The organism is Dactylosporangium sp. NPDC000244 (assembly GCF_040300725.1).
Classification (GTDB): domain Bacteria; phylum Actinomycetota; class Actinomycetes; order Mycobacteriales; family Micromonosporaceae; genus Dactylosporangium.
In genome coordinates, this window is sequence record NZ_JBEPEH010000009.1 from 271,932 (window position 1) to 291,271 (window position 19,340).

Here is a 19,340-nt window from a genome sequence, read left to right on the forward strand (position 1 = left end):
ACCAAAGGGCCGATCCGTGCTACCACTCGGCCACTACCGGGTGCGATTTGCCCAAAATGCCGACGGCCCCCGCACGGCTTGCCGCAGAATCGGAACTGGGTCAACCTCACGCTCGATGTGACGCGTCTAGGACAACGAGGACGCCTCCATCTGGACGCGGCCTTATGACGTCGTCACGTAGTCTGAGGCGGTGACCTGGATGCGCAAACGCGAGCACGGCCTGCTGCCCAACGCGGCTTCGTTGCTGCTGTGTGGGCTCTTGGCGGGGCTCGTGGTCGCTGCGGCGGCTTTCCCCGCGGTGGCCATGTCCGGACTGGCCGCGAAGGCCGGTTCGGATACGTTCGAGAACCTCCCGACCGACATCGACGTGCTGCCGTCGCCGCAGATCTCCTACGTGTTCGCCTCGGACGGCAAGACGCTGCTGGCGATGATGTACGACGAGAACCGCCGCGATGTGAAGATCGACGACGTCGCCACGGTCATGCAGCAGGCGATGGTCGCGGCCGAGGACAACCGGTTCTACGAGCACCGCGGCGTGGACGTGAAGGGTGTGGCCCGCGCGTTCGTGGCCAACCAGAACGCCGGCGGGCAGACCGAGCAGGGCGCCTCGACGCTCACGATGCAATACGTGCGGCAGGCCATCGCCTACTCGGCGCGCACGCCGCAGGAGGTCGTCGACGCGACCGACAAGACCCCGACGCGCAAGCTGCGCGAGATGAAGTACGCGATCGACCTCGAGAAGAAGCTCTCCAAGAAGGAGATCCTCGAGCGGTACCTGAACATCGCGCCCTTCGGCCACGGCGCCTACGGCGTCTACGCGGCCGCGCACGTCTACTTCGAGAAGGACCCCAAGGACCTGACGCTCCCCGAGGCCGCGCTCATCGCCGGCCTCGTGAAGGCGCCCGGCACCAACGACCCGGCCACGGCCGAGGGCCTGCCGCGGGCGATGGACCGGCAGAAGTACGTGCTGAACCAGATGGTCTCGATGGGCTACATCGACCGGGCCACGGCCGACGCCGCCGGCAAGGAGAAGCTCAACATCGTCGGCAAGCGGACCCCCGAGGGCTGCGAGTCGATCCAGCGCCCCGAGCTCGGCGCCGGGTTCTTCTGCGACTACCTGCGGCGCTGGTGGATCGGGCAGAAGGTGTTCGGCGAGGACGAGTACCAGCGCGCCAACCGGCTGCGCGCCGGCGGCTACACGGTCGTCTCCTCGCTCGACATCCAGACGCAGACGGCGGCCTTCAAGTACGCGCAGGACCAGCCGTTCGTGTCCAAGGACCAGAAGGTCACCCTGGGCCAGTCCAACGCGATGATGCTCGCGGCGGTCCAGCCCGGCACCGGCCGCGTCACCGCCCTGGCCACCAACCGCAACTTCAGCAACGACCAGACCAACAACGGCAAGAACACCAACCCGGACAAGAAGAACCAGAAGGGCAACTACCCCAACACCACGGTTCCGATCATCACGGGCGACAAGGACATCCCCGGCTACCAGGCCGGCTCCGCCTTCAAGATCTTCACCGCGGTCGCGGCCCTCGAGTCCGGGCTCCCGCTGGCCACCACGATCCAGACCGAGAAGCAGTTCGTCTCGGACTTCCCGATCGACCCGAAGAGCCCGGCCGCGTGCAACGGCCCGCACTACTGCCCGAAGAACTCCGGCGGACAGTCCGGGCCGTACAACATGTGGACCGGCTTCGGCAGCTCCATCAACACGTTCTTCGTGCCGCTGGAGCAGCAGGTCGGCGTCGACCACGTGGTCGACGTGGCCAAGCGGCTCGGCATCCAGTTCAACGCCGCGAACGACGCCCAGCTCGCGGCCAACCCCAAGCAGTGGGGCGCCTTCACCCTCGGCGTCTCGGCCACGACCCCGCTGCAGCTGGCCAACGCCTACGGCACGCTCGCCGCGGACGGCCTCTTCTGCGAGCCGACCCCGATCCTCGAGGTCAAGGACAACAGCGGCAAGAAGGTCGACGGGCTCGACCCGAAGTGCAAGCAGGCCGTCGACCCCGAGGTCGCCCGCGCGGCCGTCGACATGGCCCGCTGCCCGGTCGGCGATCAGTCGGCCCAGGGCAAGTGCGCCGGCGCCACCGCCGGCTACTCCCGCGACTTCGTGAAGCGGCCGATCGCCGGCAAGACGGGCACGACGGACTCCGAGAAGAGCGCCACGTTCACCGTCATGACCAAGCAGCTCGCGGTCTCCGGCTTCCTGACCGACCCGGACTGGCCCGAGACCAACAAGGACATGAAGCACCCGCCGGTCAACTACGCCGCGCTGGGCGTGCTCCGCGACGGCCTGGCCGGCCAGCCCGTCGTGCAGTTCACCCCGCCGACGAAGGACCGCTCGCAGGGCAAGCTGGTCGACATCCCGTCGGTCAAGTGCCTCTCCGTCGACCAGGCGCGCGCGAAGATCAAGAACGCGGGCTTCTCGGTCTCGGTCGCGTCCGGCCAGGTCGCCTCGCAGTGCCCGCCCGGCACCGTCGACCGCACCAACCCGGCGGGCTCGACGGCCAAGGGCAGCTCGGTCCAGCTCGTCGTGAGCAAGGGCCCGGGCGCGCCGGCCGCGCCGTACCTCGGCGGCGACAACGGCAACGGGGTGCCCAACGGCGACGTCCCGACGAACGCGTGCCCCATCCCGTGGGTCTGCTGATCACCTGAACGCATGAAAACGGCGGGCGTCCCCCTCAGGGGATGCCCGCCGTTCGCGTTTGCCGGGATGTGTCAGCCCGAGGTCAGCTGCGCCTTGACGATCGCGGCCACCCGGCCGCCCTCGGCGCGTCCGGCGACCGCCGCCTGCGCGGCCTTCATCGCCGGGCCCATCTGCTGCGGACCGGCGAACCCGCCGGCCGCGAGGGCCTCGCGCACGATGTCGTTGAGCTCGTCTTCGGAGAGCTGCTTCGGCAGGTATCCCGCGATGACCTCCTCCTCGGCGCGCTCCTTCGCGGCCTGGGCCTCGCGGCCGGCCCCGGCGAACGCGTCCGCGGCCTCGCGGCGCTTCTTGGCCTCCTTGGTGAGCACCGACAGGATCTCGTCGTCGGAGAGCTCACGGGCGGACTTCCCGGCGACCTCCGCGTTGCGCACCGCGGCGATCGCCATCCGCAGGGTCGACGTCACCAGCTCGTCACGAGCCTTCATGGCGTCGTGCAGGTCGGACTCCAGGCGTGCCTTCAACATGAGGAAAGTCTATCCGTCGGATCTTGCTCATATTCTGTTGTAAGCGCGCCGGTAGGCTGAGTAAATGCGCTCGAAGACCGTTCTGCGACTCGCGGCAGGCACCGTCGCCGCCGGGGCCGCCACCTTTGCCTACGCCTCGCTCGTCGAGCGCAACATGTTCACCCTGCGCCGCTTCGACGTGCCGGTGCTCGCCCCCGACGCCGAGCCGCTGCGGGTGCTGCACATCAGCGATATGCACATGACCCCGGGCCAGCACCGCAAGCAGCGCTGGGTGGCCGAGCTGGCCGGCACCGACCCGGACCTGGTCATCGTGACCGGCGACAACATGGCCCACGTGGACGCCGTGCCCGGCGTGGTCCGCGCGCTCACCCCGCTGCTGGACCGGCCCGGCGCGTTCGTCTTCGGCTCCAACGACTACAACGGCCCCGTGTTCAAGAACCCGCTGGGGTACTTCAACAAGCACAAGCCCTACGTCCAGGGCGCCGCGCTGCCCGCCGAGGAGCTGCGCGACCTGCTGTCCGGCTCCGGCTGGGCCGACCTGAACAACGCGCGCACCACGATCAAGGCGGGCGGCCGCACGATCGAGCTCGTCGGCGTCGACGACCCGCACGTCGGCCGCGACGACTACGACGCCGTCGCCGGCCCGGCCTCGCCCGACGTGGACCTGCGCATCGGGCTGACCCACTCCCCCGAGCCGCGCATCCTCGACCGCATGGCCGACGACGGCTTCGACCTGCTGCTGGCCGGGCACACGCACGGCGGGCAGGTCGCGGTGCCGTTCTACGGTGCCCTGGTCACCAACTGCGGCCTCGACCGGAGGATGGCCAAGGGGCTGCACCGATGGCCATATTCCGAGTCGTACCTGCACGTCTCGGCCGGCCTCGGCACGCACCCGACGGCGCCGATCCGCTTCGCCTGCCCGCCCGAGGCGACGATCCTGACCCTCATCCCGCGGTGACCGCCGAGACTGCGGCGCCCGTGCGGAAATGGCCGCGGCGCGCCGCGTATGCGGGCCTCGCCGGGGCCGCCGGGCTCGCGGTGCTCCTGCCCACGGGCACCGCCGGGGCGGGCTGGTTCCTGGCCGGCCACGTGCTCAACGTCAACGGCCCGCGGGTGTACCCCGTGCGCGTACGCGCCTACGCGGGCAACCGGATCACGCTGACCCGCACCCCCGACACGGCGCGGAGCATCCCGCTGTCGTTCGTCTGGGCCGAGGGGCACGCCATCCTCGGGGACGTGATCTCCGTCGACCGGGCCACCGTGACCCGCGAGATCGCCGAGGTCACGCGGGGTTCGCTGACGACGGGCGTGCGCGGGTACACCTCGGGTTATGTCTTCGAGGGCGATCCGTCGACCGCCCGCGGCCTGCCCTTCGACGAGGTGGTCGTGCCGGGCGAGCTCGGGCCGCTGCCCGCGTGGCTCGTCCCGCCCACGACCGAGCAGGTGGACGACACCTGGATCATCGCGGTGCACGGCCGCGGCGCCCCGCGCGGCGAGGCCCTGCGCGTCCTGCCCACGCTCGCCGCCTCGGGCCGCCGCACGCTCGTGGTGTCGTACCGCAACGACGCCGACGCCCCGCCGTCGTACGACCGCCGCTTCCACCTCGGCCACACGGAGTGGCGTGACGTCCGGTCCGCGATCGACTACGCACGGTCGGCGGGCGCCCGCAACGTGATCCTCATGGGCTGGTCGATGGGCGGCGCGGCCATCCTGAACCTGCTGCGCGAGTGGGACCACGACGGCTACCTGCGCGGCCTGGTGCTGGACTGCCCGGTGGTCGACTGGACCGAGACGCTGCGCATGAACGCCCGCCAGCTCAACGTGCCGCCGGTGTGGACCTGGACGGCGCTGCGGCTCATCCAGCACCGCCTGGGCGTGCGCGGGGCCGACCTCGACTACCGCCCGCTGGCGGCCCGGCTCGACGTGCCCACACTGCTCTACGTCGACCACGACGACCGCACCGTAGCGCCCGCCCCGACAATCGAGTTCGCCCAAGCCGCGGCGCCGCACGCGACCCTGGTCGAGACACGTGAGGCGGGTCACTGCCGGAGCTGGAACCTGGACCCGGAGGCCTACGAAAAGCGCCTCGCGGACTTCCTGCGCTCCCTGTAGTCCCAGGTCAGGCCCCCTTCGCCCGACACGGGGGATACCGAGTTGGGGATGCGGCGGGCGTGGGCTACGATTACTCGGCACGCTCGGGGTATAGCGCAGCTTGGTAGCGCGCTTCGTTCGGGACGAAGAGGCCGTCGGTTCAAATCCGGCTACCCCGACTTCGTGAAACACCAGGCCAGGGCCGGTTTCCTCACTACGAGGGACCGGCCCTGAGTCGTCTCTTGATCTCCGTTGGGAGAAATTTGGGAGAAGATCTTGGCCTGAGCATCTCGTCGAGGACGTTCACCGGCGAGTTTGGGCTCATCTCTCTTCTTGTGTTGATCGCCGCCGTCCAGAGGTCCGTCAGACCGTCCGTGAGCCGCCGCCGCATCTCCGGGGTGGTGTGGGAGTAGCGAGCCTGCACCGAGCCGTCCAGGTGGCCGAGTTGCTCGTCCATGAGCACCGGCGGGGTGCCCAGCTCGATCATCATCGTCTTGTAGGTGTGCCGGAGCCCGTGGGGCGTCAACCCGGGCGCGATCGGCACCCAGCAGGCATCAGCCCGACCGGCGGCGTTGCGACCCCGCACCGGGATGCCCGGCCACGGCTCGCCGAGGATTGGGACCGGGCGAGAATTCTTCCCCGGATACCGACCCGTCGCCGCCGGCTGAAACAACCACGTCGCGAACCCCGTCCGGCGCCAGTGGGCCGCGACCGTTCCCGTGACCCCGCCCCGGACGTAGCCGAGATCCGCGATGGCCGCTGCGACCTTCTCCCGGGTCGCCGCCGCCACGCTGTCCCGCTCGTTCAGCACTGCCGAAACAGTTCCCGTCGACACGCCGGCCCGCCGAGCCACGTCCACGAGCTTCGGCCCCACCTCCCGGACGGCTCCATTTGCCGAACGATGCCCGGAGAACACGTACGCCCGGCCATGGCAGGCGCACAACCTTGCCGACTGTGCGCGGAGCAGCCCGGTCAGCCAATCCGGGACGACCGCCGTCCGCCGGGAGTCGTCCTTCGGTGGGCAGCGGTGCATCTCACCCGAGTCCAGTTCGTAGAGCTGCCACTCGATCCGCACCTCACCCGGCCGGATGAATTCCTTCTCCAGGCCCACGAGCTCACCCCAACGCATCCCGGTGAAGCCGAGCGTGACCAGCGCCGTGAACTCGTCATCCCGCCCGGACAACAGCGCTGCACGCTCAGCCATCAGCAGCACACCGAGCGCGGTCGTGATCGCCTTCTCCGGCCCGCGACTCCGCGACCGCCCGACCCGCTTGCCCCTCCCCCGCCGCTTCGTGGCCGGGTTCGACGGGATCAGCCCCTCGTCCACGGCATCGGCGAGCAGCAGATGCAGCGTTCCCCTCCACGTCTTCACACTGGCATCCGCGTAGCCGGCGCCCCGCTCGCTCTTCGCCCACGCGTTGACGTCGGCCGACGAGATCGACCCCAACTCCCGATCCTCGAAGGTCGGCAGCAAGTGCTCCTCGATGTGGCGGCGGTAGTTCTGCATGGTCGACGCGGCCAGGTCCTGCCGCTCGTACCAGACGTTGGCCCAGTTGCCGAAACGCATCCGACCCGGTGTCGTCGTCGGTCGGCCCTTGATTTCGGCCTCGTCGGCCGCCTTCTTCGCCTCCCGCTTCGTCCGGAACTCGACCTTGACGCCGGTCGAGTCCTGCACGGTGCCGTACTTGCCGGGTTCGATCTTGTACCGAGCGCGCCAGTACGCTCCTCGTTTCTCGGCGTAGCCCACCTCTCTCCCTCCTTGTTCAGGCCGCTCGTCGTGGTCGCCGCGCCCGGAGCGGCCCGGTCATCACGGACGGCGCGGCACGCGGCGTTGCCGGTCGCTCTTCCTGAGGCCGGACCTCGAAGATCCGGATGATCTCGGCCAGGTGTTCATCGGTGAACCGATAGCTGCCGCCGATCCACGCGAACGGGATACGGCGCTTGCGGGCCTGTTCCTTCACCCACCACTCAGAGCAGTCGAGGATCTTGGCGACCTCAGCCGGCCGGTGCAGCACCCGGTCCACTCCCTCCCGTCCCGGCCGGTTGGGCCGCTCGGTCCTTGGCCGCGTTGAGCGCGTTGCGCCACTGGATGCGTTGGGCGAGCGCGCGAAGCAGCCGATGTCGCATCGGGGGAAGGTCCGGATCGTTCGGCCGCGCCAGCTCCCACGCGACCGGCGCGGTCGACGTTTCGGGTTCGGGAGCCTCGACACCGAGTAGCGCCCGGACCCACGCTTTGGCGTCGTACCGGTGGTCAGCGAGGGTCTTCCCGGACCAGTCCCGCGAGACGAGGATGCGCCGGCCGCCGATGCCGAGCGTCGAGCGCTGATGCACCCGCCCCTTGCAGTTGCCGGGCCGCAGCCGGGCGTGCGCGTTCTTCGGCTGGATGCCGTAGAGCAGCCAGTTCGCGCACCGATCCGAGCACGGCGTGACGCGGAGTTCCCGCCAGAACCGCTCCAGGTGATCCCGCTGCCGATCGGTGGTGACGGCGTGGCAGTCGGCCGCGGACTTGGTGATGTACTTCGTGATGTAGCCGATGGCCCGCTCGGCGTTGCTGTCGTTGGCGTTGACGCCCTCGGCCCGCAGCTGAGCACCGAACCGGATCACGTGCGCCGGCTCATCCTCGATCGCGTCCAGGGCCTCATCCCAGGTGACGAGCGGCCGACCCGTTTCGTCGCACCACATCTCAGCGTCGGCGTTCCACTGTGGACGGCAGTTCGGTTCGTCGACTTTCGGCCACCAGACCTGGTGGTAGGTCGCCGCCGCGACTTCCTTGAGGACGGCGCGCGGGATGGTGCCCCGGATCGCGAAGTGCGCGTGCGGAGCCAAACGACGTTGCGGCTCAACACATCCGGCGTACTGCACGTTCCAGCCGACACAGCGGCGCAGGTTTTGCCAGAACCGGTCCAGCAGCCGCGGGAAGGCGATCGCGTCCCAGGCTGCCCGCCGATAGTCGTACGTGGTCGGATCGACCGGAGAGCCGTCCGACCGTACGGGGCCGTACGAGTCGAGCGTGACCGTCAACCACATCGAGGGCCGGTATTCGGCGCCGTTCGGGGCGGTGTAGGTCCGGCCGATCGTGCGCGGGTCGACCTTCTGTCGTGGCAGCGCCGGAGCGTCCTGACGGCGCTTGGTCGACCGCTGCCGCTTCGGTTCCGCCGGCTTGTCGTGCGGCGGCGCCACACTGCCCCGCAGCCCCTCGACCGCGATCGCCGCTTCCACCTCCCGGATCGCTTCGTCGACCTCTGCGACCTGCTCCCACAGCGATTCCCGGACCGCTTGATCCCGGCCGTGTTCGAGGTGCGCCCGGAGACTGATCAGCGCCCGCTGGCCCTCGGTGGCCGGTTCCGGGCCGGGCGCGGGCTCGTCGGCACGGTGCCAGCCCTCCCGGATCTGGACCTTCCGCAGCCGACGAGCCCGCTTCGCACACGGGGGACACTTGTCGTCCCGGGTCGCCCCGCACGGCACGTCGACGATCTCCGTCTTCCCGGTCGCCAGATCGGTCCGGCGCAGGCCGACCGGGCGCAGACACACCCCGTACTCGGCCGCCATGTCCTTGACCACGTCCGCGGCCAAGGGAATGAGTCGCCGGGCGGCGCGCGAGCCGGGCCGGGGCTGTTGCTCCTGTTGTTCGAGTCCGGGAAGCGTTGTGACGGTCACCGGCGCCCCCGGCCGCGCGTCTCCTCTTGGGCCGCGATGCCCCCGGCAATGACGAGCACCAGGACACTGGTCACGATCACGGCGGTGAGGTGTGCGGTGACCCACGCGATGAGCAGCCAGACGCCCCAGCCGAGGCCGCCCAGCGCGGCGAAACCGGCGACGGCGGCGGCGACCTGGCCGATGAGCCGCCAGCGGATGCGCCGGTACCACCGCGGCCGAGGGACGGGCTCGAGAAGCGTCACACCGATGGCGTACCGGCCGCCGCCGAGCGACTGCGGACGTCCATACCGCACGAGGTGCCCCCGGGCATCGGCAGCGCGCAGAACGTTCGCGAGCTGCTCGGCCGGGCCGGTGAGGAAGTGTTCTACGGGCTGAAGGTCGTGGTTGGTCATCGCACGACTCCTGACGGGATCGCGCCCACGACATGCAGGGCGGGGCGCGGTTCGGGCAGCGGCTCAGGGATCGGTTCTTCGGTGGCGGGGATGTCGGGTGTGCGTGGTTGGGCGGCCAGGAGTGCGGCGGCGGCCATGACCATGAGTCCGTCGACCGCGAGCGGGCCGAGGGTCGCGGTCAGGACGTCTTCGCCGTAGTGGCGGAACAGCCCGGACAGGTGGCGATAGGACACCACCGCGGCGACGAGCGCGACGGGGAGCAGCCCGGCGAACCGGGCCAGGCGCCACCACCAGCCCGCCGGCCACACCGTACGGACGAGGATCTCGACGGCGATGAACACTGCAATGGGCCAGAACATCGCCGAGAGCACCGCCCCGACCTCCGGCCGCCACGACGCCGGAGCGTCAGCAGGTGGGATGTAGCAGTGGGCAACGTTCGCGGCGAGCGACCCGAACCCGCCGAGGGCAGTACCGAGGTAGGCCCAGCGGCGACCGGTCATGCCGACCACCCGAACCCGTCACGGTCCTCGGCGACCGTGCGGGCGTGCCGACGCCGCGCGGTGGTGACGATGTCGTCGGAGTCGAGGCGGCCGGGACAGCAGCGGGGGCAGGTCATGTCCCGGAACCGGTGCGCAAGGTCCAGGCAGGGACGGCGGTGGGAACGCACAGCGGGCCTCCTCATCGGGTCTTCGGGGTGATCGGGACACGAATCCAGTCCGGCGGCGCACCGGTGGACGCGACCGCTTCGGACAGGCACCGCCACAGCGCCCATGCCTCGGCCGGGGTCAGGTACATCCGCCGGCAGCCCGCACCGACCGCGACGTAGAGGTCTTCACCGTCGGTGACCCGCACGGTGACCGCGGAGGAGCCCGCCGTGGGATGCGGCGCCCGGAGCCGGTAGAACCGGCGGGTCGCTTCGGTGACGGTCACGCGGGTTCACCGCCGTCCAGGAGCCCGGCGAGGCTGTCCGGCAGCAGCGGCCCGGCCGCCGGGCGGGAGCGGTGGTTGACATGCCCCGCGGGCTTGGTCCGCTGCCGTGGCGCGGGCTGTGGCGCCGGTTCGGGCGGGGCGGCGTACTGGGCCGCCATGACCCGGATGTCGTCATCGGTGACGTAGCCGAACCGCACCCGCAGCGGCTCCGGCCGGTCATCGAGGACCACGTACCCGATGCCGCGCATGGCCGGCTCGGCCGAGAGCTGGTCCGCGAGCGCGCCGCGTGCCCGGGCACCGTCGCCGAGTACCAGGTCGACGTGGTTGCGTTCGTTGAGCCGCAACGCGATCCGGGTCGGGAAGAAGTCCCGCAGCTCGACCACTTCCTTGCGCGGGTCCTGCGTCGCGCCGATCACCAGGAAACCCAGACCGGCACCCTGAGTCAGCAGCAGCGCCAGGGCCGAGCGGGCGCGATTGCGCAGGTCGGTGTCCTGCAACAGCGCAACGAGCGCGAGGAGCTCGTCCACCATGAGCACGTACAGCGGCTCACCAACGGTCGGGGTGTGGAACCGGACGGCGCCCTGCATCCGGGCCTGCCGGCCACGCATCAGCGTCACGAGGTCTTCGAGCATGGCGACCATCGGTTCCGGATCGGCGTACTCGTACCGGGCGAACAGCTCCCGCCCGATCGACAGCTCCACCCCACCTTTCGGGTCGATGGCCCACATCCGCACCAACCCGACCCGGATCGCACTCGCGAGGGAGCGAATCAGCGACCACTGCACCGATCCCTTGCCCGACCGAGTGGCGCCGACGATCAGGACGTGCGTCGCCAGGAGCCGCAGCGCGAACGTCCGCAGATCCTCACCGAGCCCCAGCGGCAGCCGGTCGAAGTCCGGCTCCTCGGCGACCGGAAACGCAGGCACGATCTGCCGCAACGGGTCCCGGCGCGGGAAGACCAGCCAGACCAGGCGCGGCCGATCCCGGAACCGCACCCGGTCCACCAACCGAAGCACTACCGCGAACCGACCTCGACGGTTCGGTGGCGCGGTCCGGCGGCCGGTGTAGACGCGGCAGTCGCGGGCGTTGAACGAGTACGCCAGGTTCGCCGACGCCTTGTGGTACAGGTCCGGGTTCTGCCCACGCGGCATCCGGACCAGCAACTCATCCGCCGCCGCTGTACACCGGACCCTCAGCAGCTTCGGCATGACCCGCGTGTCGTCGAACCGCTCACTCAGGCCGCACAGCGTCATCGCCTCACGCCAGTGCAGCCGATAGAGCGACACCCGCCGCCACCACGCCGTGGCCGGCAGCAGCACGAACCGCACCCATGAGGCCCGCCACCGCCACCACCACACGGCCAGCAGCACCGCGACGAGCAACAGGACCAGGACCAAGGCGCCCCAGCCGTACCGCCACCACAGCCACCCAGCACCGCAGACGAGTCCGAGCGAGCCGAGGTTGCGGCGCACGACCGGCACCAGCCGCACCAGCGCGCGGGCAACCTGCCAGGCCAGGTAGGGAATGACCACGAGCAGGACGACCCACCACGGTGTGGGCACCTGCAACCGCCGGAAATTGACCAGCGGAGCGTTGCTCTTCACTTCGACCCTCCCCAGGGATAGCCCGGGTTCACCGGCCAGCCGTGAGCGACGCGAACCGACCGCGGACATCGCGGCGGAACGCGAGCAACTGCAACGGCATGCCGGTGAACCAGCGGGTGAACCGCCCGGACGCATCCCGCGCCACAGGCATCAGCAGGAGCAGCTGACCGGCGCACATACGCCGCCGGCCACGCTGGATCGAAGGCCCGGAATTGGGCATGATGAAGCCCGCCTTCCTTGCCTCACAGGGGTTTCGGGAAGGAACGGGGCGGTCTGTATGCCGTAGGAAGCCGGACCGCCCCGTACCTGTTGCGCTACTTCGCCCCGCGGCCCGCCGGGACCGACGCACGGAACCCGGTCGCCCGCAGCGAGTACGTGAGCCGACCGGTCTGCCCGACGTACGGGGTCACCGTCATGCCCTCGAACTCCACCGGCGCGAACGGCACCGACGACTCGGGAACCGGCTGCACCGGCGCCGAGACCTTCACGGCCACCTCTCGCGCCCGGCCCGCGAGATCCGGGTCCATGTCCATGACGCGGACCGTCCACACCCGCTGCCCGGTGAGCTTGTCGACCGCAGGCGTACGAGCCCGCGTGACCTCGTTGTAGTCCTGCGCCTCCGTGATCGAGTCCGGCACCAGCACACAGCCAGCCGGGAAAACGTCTTCGAACCTGACCGCGAACCGGGTTCCGCCCTTCAGTGCCACCGTGTCTCCTTGGCCTCGATCACCCAACCGGGCGACCAGTTGACTTGTTAAGTAGCTCCATTGTAGAGCGGCATCTTGACTTGTTAAGTGGTTGAGCCGCCTCAATCTGAGATTGAGCAAGGCCAATGCAACGGCTAAGTAACCGGAAAGGAGTCCTCGAACTCGTGCCGATCCGGCGGTACCGCCACGTCGAGCACGAACGCCGGCAGGCCCTCGTTCGTGTGGACCGAGAACAATATGGTCAGCACCCATTCGCCCGGATCGACGTCGAGCAGCTCCCGCTCTTCATCGGTCGCCGGCCGGGCCGAGATCCGCTCCGTGGCATGCCCGAACCGCAGGGCCTTCCTCGTCGCCAGGTGCTGGAGCAGGCCCTCCTGTAATGGCGCCGACGAGCGCACCAACGTTCCCTCGGCGAGGTCGACCGGCACGTACACAGAACCCAGCTCAACCGGCCCCAGCCCGTCAACGCTCACCAGCCGACGCCGCACCACGACCGGCGCACCCTCGCGGATGTCCAGCGCGGAAGCGGCACGCGGCGGGGCCGGAACCTCAGCAACGTCGACAATTCGCACGCGGCCCGCCGCCTCCGTGGTCAGCAGCGACGCGGCCCGGGCAGGCATCCCGCGCGAATCCGCCGGCTTCGACCGGACGAACCGGCCCTTGCCCTGCTGCGTGTCAATCCACCCGTCCTGCCGCAGGATCTCCAGAGACCGGACCACCGTTGGGCGCGAGGTCTTGAACTCGGTCATCAGTGCGGTCTCGCTGGGCAGCATCGAGCCGGACGGGTACGTCCCATCCTCGATACGCGCCTGCAGCGCGTTGACGATCACTATGTACTTGGGTGGCACGAACTCGATCGGCATCGCGTCCACCGTTCACGAAGACGACAACATAGCTTGTCAAGAGCTTATCTGCGTGAGTCCGGCCTGTCGATTCGGCCATCTGGCCGACCCAGGCTGAGCGCTACGCGGCTTCATCACGCCTGCGGATCCCCTCGACATGCTTACGCCACACCGTCTCCATCGACGCGTCGAAGCCGTGCGCTCGATAGTCCGCCTCATCCAGCTCCGACAGCTCAATCACGTCGACGTAGTCCGCCGCGAACTTCGCAATTGCCGCTGCGCGCTCTCGGGGGTAACGCCGCCGCTGACCAGGAAGGAGACCACTCCAGCGGCGCGCAACCTCGTGCACGAGCGCCCGCCGGTCCTCGGCGTCATCGAGCCGATTGCCCCGCTGGTGTACCTCGCGGTCGCCGTCGACCCGCACGCAGCGACCGATCAGCGGCAGTAGCGCCAGCGCCACCTCAAGTTGAAGCTCCACATCCTCAAGTTGTTCCTGCACATCCATCGCCACGCGACCCCTCACGTACTGACTCCGCACCCAGCCGGCACGGAGTGGGAAGATGAGTCGCGGTCCCTTGGTGCTACCGACATCAAGGGGCCGCCTGTCAGGTGTTGCTCTCGTCCTTCTGCTTGGCCTTGGCCATCGCCGCTCGCAGAGTCGAGGCGTACATGAGTGCCGCGTCGCTGAGCCGTTCCGCGGACCGGATCGCCGAGTCCCAGGCGCCATCGCTGCCGAATTCGATGATCACCGTTGATTCCGCGTCTTTGAGCACCAAGGCCGGGTCACCATTGTCGTCGGCCGCCTCCCATACGCGCATTGCGCCCGCGTCCAGATCGAGATCACCTTGCGGGGCTAGCAGGACATGCATGAACCTCTCCTCAATGAGTCAGGTGTCCGGTCATCGGTGCGTTGTTGCAGTCCACGCAGGGCCGGGTTGCGAAGGAGGCGCTCGGCCCGTCGTCGCGCATACGCCTTAGCTGGCTGACCACTTTCCAGCCACGTCCACCGCATCCGGTGCAGGACCGGCTAGCGGGCTCTGCCGCGAAGTCACCCCTCTGAGACACACTAGAAGCATGGAGTAACGCCAATGGACCGATCGAGGTCCGCCGAAGGACCTCTCACGGACCAGCCGGGGACACCTGGTGGACATCAATTGAACTGCAGCGACGTGGTAAGCGACGGTGAACAGGTCAGCCCATGACACAGGAGGCGAGGCACCCTCGTGGCGAACACTCGACGCGAGCCGCGCACGGTGCTGGAGCATCTGATCCAGCAACGCGACCGTACCTACGAGGAACTGGCTGAAGAGTTCGGCCGCTTGGGCGAGCGCGTCACGATCAGCGCCCGGCACTTGGGCCGACTTGCCCGCGGCGAGCGCGGGATGGCCGGCACCAACCCAGCGACCCGGCGTGCGCTCCAGGCCATGTTTTCGCTTTCTGTCGAAGAACTTTTGCGTCCTTGGTCGCCGGCTGACCTTCCCGCAGTCCGATCCCACGATGGCAGCCAGACCGGGCTGATCGTGACCGATGTCGACAGGAGCGTTCTCACCATGGCCGCTGAACGGGCACGCCGCTTCACCCTCAACGCCGCGCAGGCGACCAACCCGGAGTTCGTCGATCAGCTGCACGCCGACGTCGCCAGGCTCGCCCTCGCCTACCCGCAGCGGCCGATCACGGAGCTACTCGGCGATCTGGTCGAGACGCAGGAGACTCTGTTCAACCTGATCGAGCGCCAGCAGCCGCTCACGCAGGCCCGGCAGCTGCACTTCCTCGCCGCCGTCACCAGTGGCCTACTCGCCAAGGCATCCCACGACCTCGCCGAGCCCCACGCCGCGATGATCCAGGCGCGGACGGCGGTCCTCTGCGCCGACCAGGCCGACCACCCCGGTCTTCGGGCCTGGCTTCGCGGCCTCCAATCCCTGGTCGCCTACTGGGCAGGCCGCTACACCGAGGCCCTCCGCTACGCCGAGCAGGGCTCGACGTACGTCACGAACGCCGGTGGCACCACCGCGGTCTGGCTTCCGCTCAACGCCGCCCGTGCGCACGCCGCTTTGGGCAACGCCGAGCAGGCGATGCAGGCGATCCATGCCGCGGAGGACGCATGGGACCGCGTGACGACCGACGAGGTTGACGAGCTGGGCGGCATCTGCGTCTTCAACCGCCCGCGGACGCTCTACTACGCAGCCGACGCCCTCGCGTGGCTGCCCGCCCAGGCGACGGACGCCATCAGCTACTCCACCCGCGCCGTGGACGCCTTCAGCAACCGCAACGACCCGGCATGGGCCTTCGGCGACCAGGCCGGCGCGCACACCAACCTCGCCATCGCGCGCCTTGCCGACCGCGACATCGAGGGCGCCGAAGAGGCGCTCGCTCCGGTGCTCGACCTCCCGCCCGAGCAGCGCATCAACGGCGTGGTGCAGTCGGCCCAGCGGGTTCAGGCCGCGATCGTCCGCGCCGGCCTGGCCCAGGACGCGGCCGAGCTCATCGAAGCCATCGAGGACTTCACCCGGACCCCGCTGAAGGCGATCACGCGCTGAGCGATGATCGGGGCATGTACCCCGTGACCCTTACCGGCCGCACCGTCGTCCTGCGCGAGTTCCGCCCCGACGATGCGGCCGGCGCGTTCCAGATCTTCGGCGACGACACCGTGACCGCCTGGCTCTCCTTCGACAGCCGCAGCCGCGACGAGGTCACCGCACTGATCAACGCCGCCATCGAGCGCGCAAAGCAGGAACCGCGGACGGAGTACTACCTCGCCGTCACGCTGCCGGAAGCCGACGAGTTGATCGGGTTCGCCCGACTTGGCTTCAATGGCGTCCAGGCCGCGAAGCTCGGCTACGCCATCCGCGCCGACCAGTGGGGACACGGCTACGCCACCGACGCCGCGCGGACGCTCATCCGCTTCGGGTTCGAGACGCTGGGACTGCATCGCATCTCGGCCGCCATCGGCCCAGACAACCAGTCCTCGGTCGCAGTCGTGAAGAACCTTGGAATGCAGTACGAGGGCCGCGTACGCCACCACGTCTACACCTCGGGCGCCTGGCGCGACTCCCTGCTCTTCGGACTACTCGCCGACGAGGTACAGGTGCAGCCGTGACGGATGCCGACGAGATCGCCGCAGCGACCATGATCCCGGAAAAGCACCGTGCGGATGTCGAGACGTTGTGGGAGTGCCATAACATGCACCACTGACTCCGCCCGTGCGACGTCGGCATCGGCCTTGGCAGCCACGACCTGGGTGTGGCCATCATCGCCACCGACCTGTACCACCGCGGCCTGTACCCGCTACTCATCTTCACCGGCGCGAACGCCCCGACGACGGTCGAGCGCTTCCCACGCGGCGAGGCCGTCCACTACGCCGAATACGCCACAAGCACGGCGTGCCGGCCGACGCCGTCCTGATCGAGCCTGGGGCGACGAACACACACCAAAACTCCGAGCTGACCCGCAAACTGCTCGACGGTCGCGGAATCGCTGTGCGCTCTGTGGTCGTGATGTCGCGCCCGTACCAGCAACGCCGCGCTTACGCGACGGCCAAGAAGCTCTGGCCCGAAGTCGACGTCATCTGCGCGTCAAACCCACTCCACCTCGACGACTACATGCGCAGCATCGGCGACATCAACAAAAGTCGTCAACATGCTCGTCGGCGACACCCAGCGTATCCGCGTGTACGCCGAGCGGGGGTTCGCCATTCCGCAGGAAGTTCCTTCCAGCGTCCAGTCGGCGTATGACCGGCTGGTGGACGCTGGTTACACCAGCCGGCTCCCATCGTGGGGGCTCGCCGGCCTGACGGGGTGCCAGTCTAAAAGCAATGCGGCGGCTCTAATACGTGCCAGGCTGCCCGGGATCACGAACCACGGTAAGCCGTGGGTCATACACCAGCTTGCGGGCTCGCTTGATGCACGGCTTGTTTCCGATTGGGTCGCCAGTCAAAACTGCGTGCGCCGGGTCGCCTTTCAACGGCCGGTCGGCATCTACAACCGGATCGCGTTTGACACCGAAGCCGGCATCGCGTGCCGCCTGCACCGGAAAGCTCATGAGCCCGTGCTGCTCATGTCCCTCCAGAAGGTCTTCCGGCTTCAGTCCATGCTCCGCCATCAGTGATCCAAGATAGACGGACACCTCCGAGTCGCCGTTCGAGGGTACCAAAGAGGCGGAAGACGGCCGGAGCCGATCATGATTTTCGTCTCTAGTGACTTGCGACGGAGGCACTCGCCGGTAGCACGCGTCATCGCCACTGATTGACGCGTCGTCGTGTGCGACCATCAGTCCACATACGCCCGAGTGAGCAAACTCAGCTCCTTACTGAGGCGAGCCCTCGGATACCGCTCTTCTTCCCATTCGCGACCGGATTCACGGAACCAGACCGACACTTGGCCGTTCGACTCCACGGCGACCTCCAAGTCGACGCCAGCGCAGTGCCACTCAAGTTGCAAGCCGCCGTCGTACGTCGGAACTATCTGTGGTGGCACGGTGTCGATAGACATTGTGTCGACGAGGATCGTAATGGCCATCTCGAAGGCGCGGTCCGACAACGGTTGAGCCTGCTCACCGTCCCAACCGTATTCAAGCATCGTAATGTCTGTCATCGCTTCGATGACGGACTCCATCCATGCCGGCACAGCTGGCTCAGTGAAAACATCTTTCGGTGGCGCAGGGGCTACTTGTACCGCACGCCCGCGCGGTTGCCGCCGAGGGAGCCTGGCTAAGCCTCCACCGGTTGGCCATACGGCTGTAAGCGTCATACGATTCGCCTCCACAGTCGTTGGGCATCGGGTGTTGTGTTCTGCGCGAACGCGCGAACGATTTGTTCGTGGCCTTCATCGACGAACGCTAGGAGCGTGTCGAGCCCCGGCGGTTCGCTGCTCCGTTCGTATGGCTCGCCTCGGTAAAGCAGGGTCAACAGAACTGTCGGCTCGCTAGCCTCAAGATCCGGTTCGCCCTTCATATGCAGCCGCGCGTATTCGACTTTATTGGCGTTCTGGAACGTAAGGCTATACGAAGCGATCGTGGACGAAATAACAGGAAGCGTGGTGTCTCTTGCGTGATCGGGAACAGCGTTCGCGAGCACATCGGGCCGTCCCTGATCACCCACGGGGATTGTATTTACGTAGGCGACCTCTGCCTGAGTTACCTTGATGTCTTCCCCGTCACACGCAGCCTCAACGAACTCCGAGAAAAGTTCCAACAGGCGAACGGTCTCTTCTCGAATACGCTCATATCTGGGGTATTTGACGGTTTCGGTGCGTCTCCAAGCGCACGCGAACCGATCGCTCTGCACCTGGATAATGCTAGATTCGTCCTCCGATACAAAGATAAGCATCGGAATTGGGACGCGATCGGCGAGCGTGAATTGAACCCTCAGTTGTGAATTCAGTGAGCTCCTGAAATTTTCAACTTGCGACGGAGCTGGGGGTCGCTCGTGAACCGTTGGGTAGCGACCACGGAGACGGTCTCGCAAGTCGCCGAGATCCACGGCACGGAGAGGCAAGGCCTGGAACTGGATCACGACGGACACCTCGCGGACCGGGGGTTCCTCGAAGTAGGGGAGGTCCGGTGAGCGCACATACGACAACGCGCCATCAGCCATGGTGGCAGCCGCCCTCTCTACGCTGCGCAACATGTTGTGAGCTTACAGTATGTACCATGATCAACCAGCCAGCCGTACAGCTGGCGTTATCCGTCGAAGCGACACGCGCATAGCGTGGGACAACCTCGTGTGAGAGGTCAAGGCGAAACGCGCCATACACTCGCCACCGACACGGGGCGCACGCGCCACGTGACACGGCGGGGTTTACACCTAGTGACACGTCGGTGGCATTAAGGATCATCACGGAGCGTGATGCTGCCTACCGCGCTGCTCACACGATCTCCGGCTGCTGGGTGAACGGTGGCACACACAGAAGAGGACACCGAAGTAAGCGGAGGCAAAGGACTGACTACGCA

General features: G+C 68.2%; 19 protein-coding genes, 1 tRNA gene and 1 pseudogene. 7 read left to right on the plus strand and 14 right to left on the minus strand.

Translation table 11 applies throughout. The features are described 5' to 3' along the window. Positions 1–199: 199 nt before the first annotated feature. On the plus strand, positions 200–2,647 hold the full coding sequence (locus ABT369_RS15415; protein ID WP_350612475.1) for a transglycosylase domain-containing protein: 2,448 nt from the start codon (positions 200–202) through the stop codon (positions 2,645–2,647). A 71-nt stretch (positions 2,648–2,718) separates the two neighbouring features. Here the strand turns inward: ABT369_RS15415 and ABT369_RS15420 are convergent, their stop codons facing one another. Beyond that, positions 2,719–3,171, minus strand: a complete 453-nt coding sequence (locus ABT369_RS15420) for a GatB/YqeY domain-containing protein (protein ID WP_350612390.1) — start codon at positions 3,169–3,171, stop codon at positions 2,719–2,721. A gap of 64 nt (positions 3,172–3,235) precedes the next feature. On the opposite strand from ABT369_RS15420, the gene ABT369_RS15425 reads away from it, so the two are divergent. From ABT369_RS15425 to ABT369_RS15435, 3 genes are all read left to right on the plus strand, one after another. Next, on the plus strand, positions 3,236–4,129 hold the full coding sequence (locus ABT369_RS15425; protein WP_350612392.1) for a metallophosphoesterase: 894 nt from the start codon (positions 3,236–3,238) through the stop codon (positions 4,127–4,129). Then, a complete protein-coding gene (locus ABT369_RS15430; RefSeq protein WP_350612394.1) occupies positions 4,126–5,283 on the plus strand; it encodes an alpha/beta hydrolase family protein in 1,158 nt (385 codons plus the stop codon). The genes ABT369_RS15425 and ABT369_RS15430 overlap by 4 nt, the downstream gene beginning before the upstream one ends. An 84-nt stretch (positions 5,284–5,367) precedes the next feature. Continuing rightward, positions 5,368–5,441: transfer RNA gene (locus tag ABT369_RS15435), tRNA-Pro, on the plus strand. A gap of 35 nt (positions 5,442–5,476) precedes the next feature. Here ABT369_RS15435 and ABT369_RS15440 read toward each other — a convergent pair. The 11 genes from ABT369_RS15440 to ABT369_RS15490 form a co-directional block, all read right to left on the minus strand. Further along, positions 5,477–7,009 carry a LacI family DNA-binding transcriptional regulator gene (locus ABT369_RS15440; protein ID WP_350612396.1) on the minus strand — a complete coding sequence of 511 codons (1,533 nt, stop codon included), beginning with the start codon at positions 7,007–7,009 and terminating at the stop codon, positions 5,477–5,479. Between the two features lie 16 nt (positions 7,010–7,025). Further along, positions 7,026–7,277 (minus strand): helix-turn-helix domain-containing protein, encoded by a 252-nt coding sequence (locus ABT369_RS15445; RefSeq protein WP_350612398.1) that lies wholly within the window; start codon positions 7,275–7,277, stop codon positions 7,026–7,028. Then, on the minus strand, positions 7,258–8,919 hold the full coding sequence (locus ABT369_RS15450) for a replication initiator (protein ID WP_350612400.1): 1,662 nt from the start codon (positions 8,917–8,919) through the stop codon (positions 7,258–7,260). Before ABT369_RS15450 ends, ABT369_RS15445 begins: the two co-directional genes overlap by 20 nt. Further along, entirely contained in the window at positions 8,916–9,311 is a 396-nt protein-coding gene (locus ABT369_RS15455; RefSeq protein WP_350612402.1) for a hypothetical protein, read from the minus strand. The genes ABT369_RS15450 and ABT369_RS15455 overlap by 4 nt, the downstream gene beginning before the upstream one ends. Further along, a complete protein-coding gene (locus ABT369_RS15460; RefSeq protein ID WP_350612403.1) occupies positions 9,308–9,811 on the minus strand; it encodes a DUF2637 domain-containing protein in 504 nt (167 codons plus the stop codon). The genes ABT369_RS15455 and ABT369_RS15460 overlap by 4 nt, the downstream gene beginning before the upstream one ends. Positions 9,812–9,989: 178 nt before the next feature. Beyond that, positions 9,990–10,241: a spread protein gene (locus tag ABT369_RS15465; protein ID WP_350612404.1), complete on the minus strand. Its 252-nt coding sequence runs from the start codon at positions 10,239–10,241 to the stop codon at positions 9,990–9,992. After that, positions 10,238–11,845, minus strand: coding sequence for an FtsK/SpoIIIE domain-containing protein (locus tag ABT369_RS15470; protein WP_350612406.1), 1,608 nt, complete (start codon positions 11,843–11,845; stop codon positions 10,238–10,240). The genes ABT369_RS15465 and ABT369_RS15470 overlap by 4 nt, the downstream gene beginning before the upstream one ends. Positions 11,846–12,159: 314 nt before the next feature. Next, a complete protein-coding gene (locus ABT369_RS15475; protein ID WP_350612408.1) occupies positions 12,160–12,552 on the minus strand; it encodes a transcriptional regulator in 393 nt (130 codons plus the stop codon). 134 nt (positions 12,553–12,686) lie between these two features. Continuing rightward, entirely contained in the window at positions 12,687–13,415 is a 729-nt protein-coding gene (locus tag ABT369_RS15480; protein WP_350612409.1) for a GntR family transcriptional regulator, read from the minus strand. Between the two features lie 100 nt (positions 13,416–13,515). Next, positions 13,516–13,899 (minus strand): hypothetical protein, encoded by a 384-nt coding sequence (locus ABT369_RS15485; RefSeq protein WP_350612411.1) that lies wholly within the window; start codon positions 13,897–13,899, stop codon positions 13,516–13,518. 100 nt (positions 13,900–13,999) lie between these two features. Next, complete coding sequence (locus ABT369_RS15490) at positions 14,000–14,263, minus strand: hypothetical protein (protein WP_350612413.1); 264 nt, start codon at positions 14,261–14,263, stop codon at positions 14,000–14,002. 384 nt (positions 14,264–14,647) lie between these two features. On the opposite strand from ABT369_RS15490, the gene ABT369_RS15495 reads away from it, so the two are divergent. The 3 genes and pseudogenes from ABT369_RS15495 to ABT369_RS15505 all read left to right on the plus strand — a co-directional run. Further along, entirely contained in the window at positions 14,648–15,931 is a 1,284-nt protein-coding gene (locus ABT369_RS15495) for an NsdA family TPR-like regulatory protein (protein ID WP_350612415.1), read from the plus strand. Positions 15,932–15,945: 14 nt separating this feature from the next. Next, positions 15,946–16,491 carry a GNAT family N-acetyltransferase gene (locus ABT369_RS15500; RefSeq protein ID WP_350612417.1) on the plus strand — a complete coding sequence of 182 codons (546 nt, stop codon included), beginning with the start codon at positions 15,946–15,948 and terminating at the stop codon, positions 16,489–16,491. Between the two features lie 29 nt (positions 16,492–16,520). Next, positions 16,521–17,159, plus strand: a pseudogene (locus ABT369_RS15505) (YdcF family protein); the annotation flags it as partial. A gap of 500 nt (positions 17,160–17,659) precedes the next feature. On the opposite strand, the gene ABT369_RS15510 reads toward ABT369_RS15505, so the two are convergent. Both ABT369_RS15510 and ABT369_RS15515 read right to left on the minus strand, forming a co-directional pair. Then, positions 17,660–18,004 carry a hypothetical protein gene (locus tag ABT369_RS15510; RefSeq protein ID WP_350612418.1) on the minus strand — a complete coding sequence of 115 codons (345 nt, stop codon included), beginning with the start codon at positions 18,002–18,004 and terminating at the stop codon, positions 17,660–17,662. A gap of 131 nt (positions 18,005–18,135) precedes the next feature. Further along, a complete protein-coding gene (locus ABT369_RS15515) occupies positions 18,136–19,017 on the minus strand; it encodes a TIGR04255 family protein (protein ID WP_350612420.1) in 882 nt (293 codons plus the stop codon). Positions 19,018–19,340: the final 323 nt, after the last annotated feature.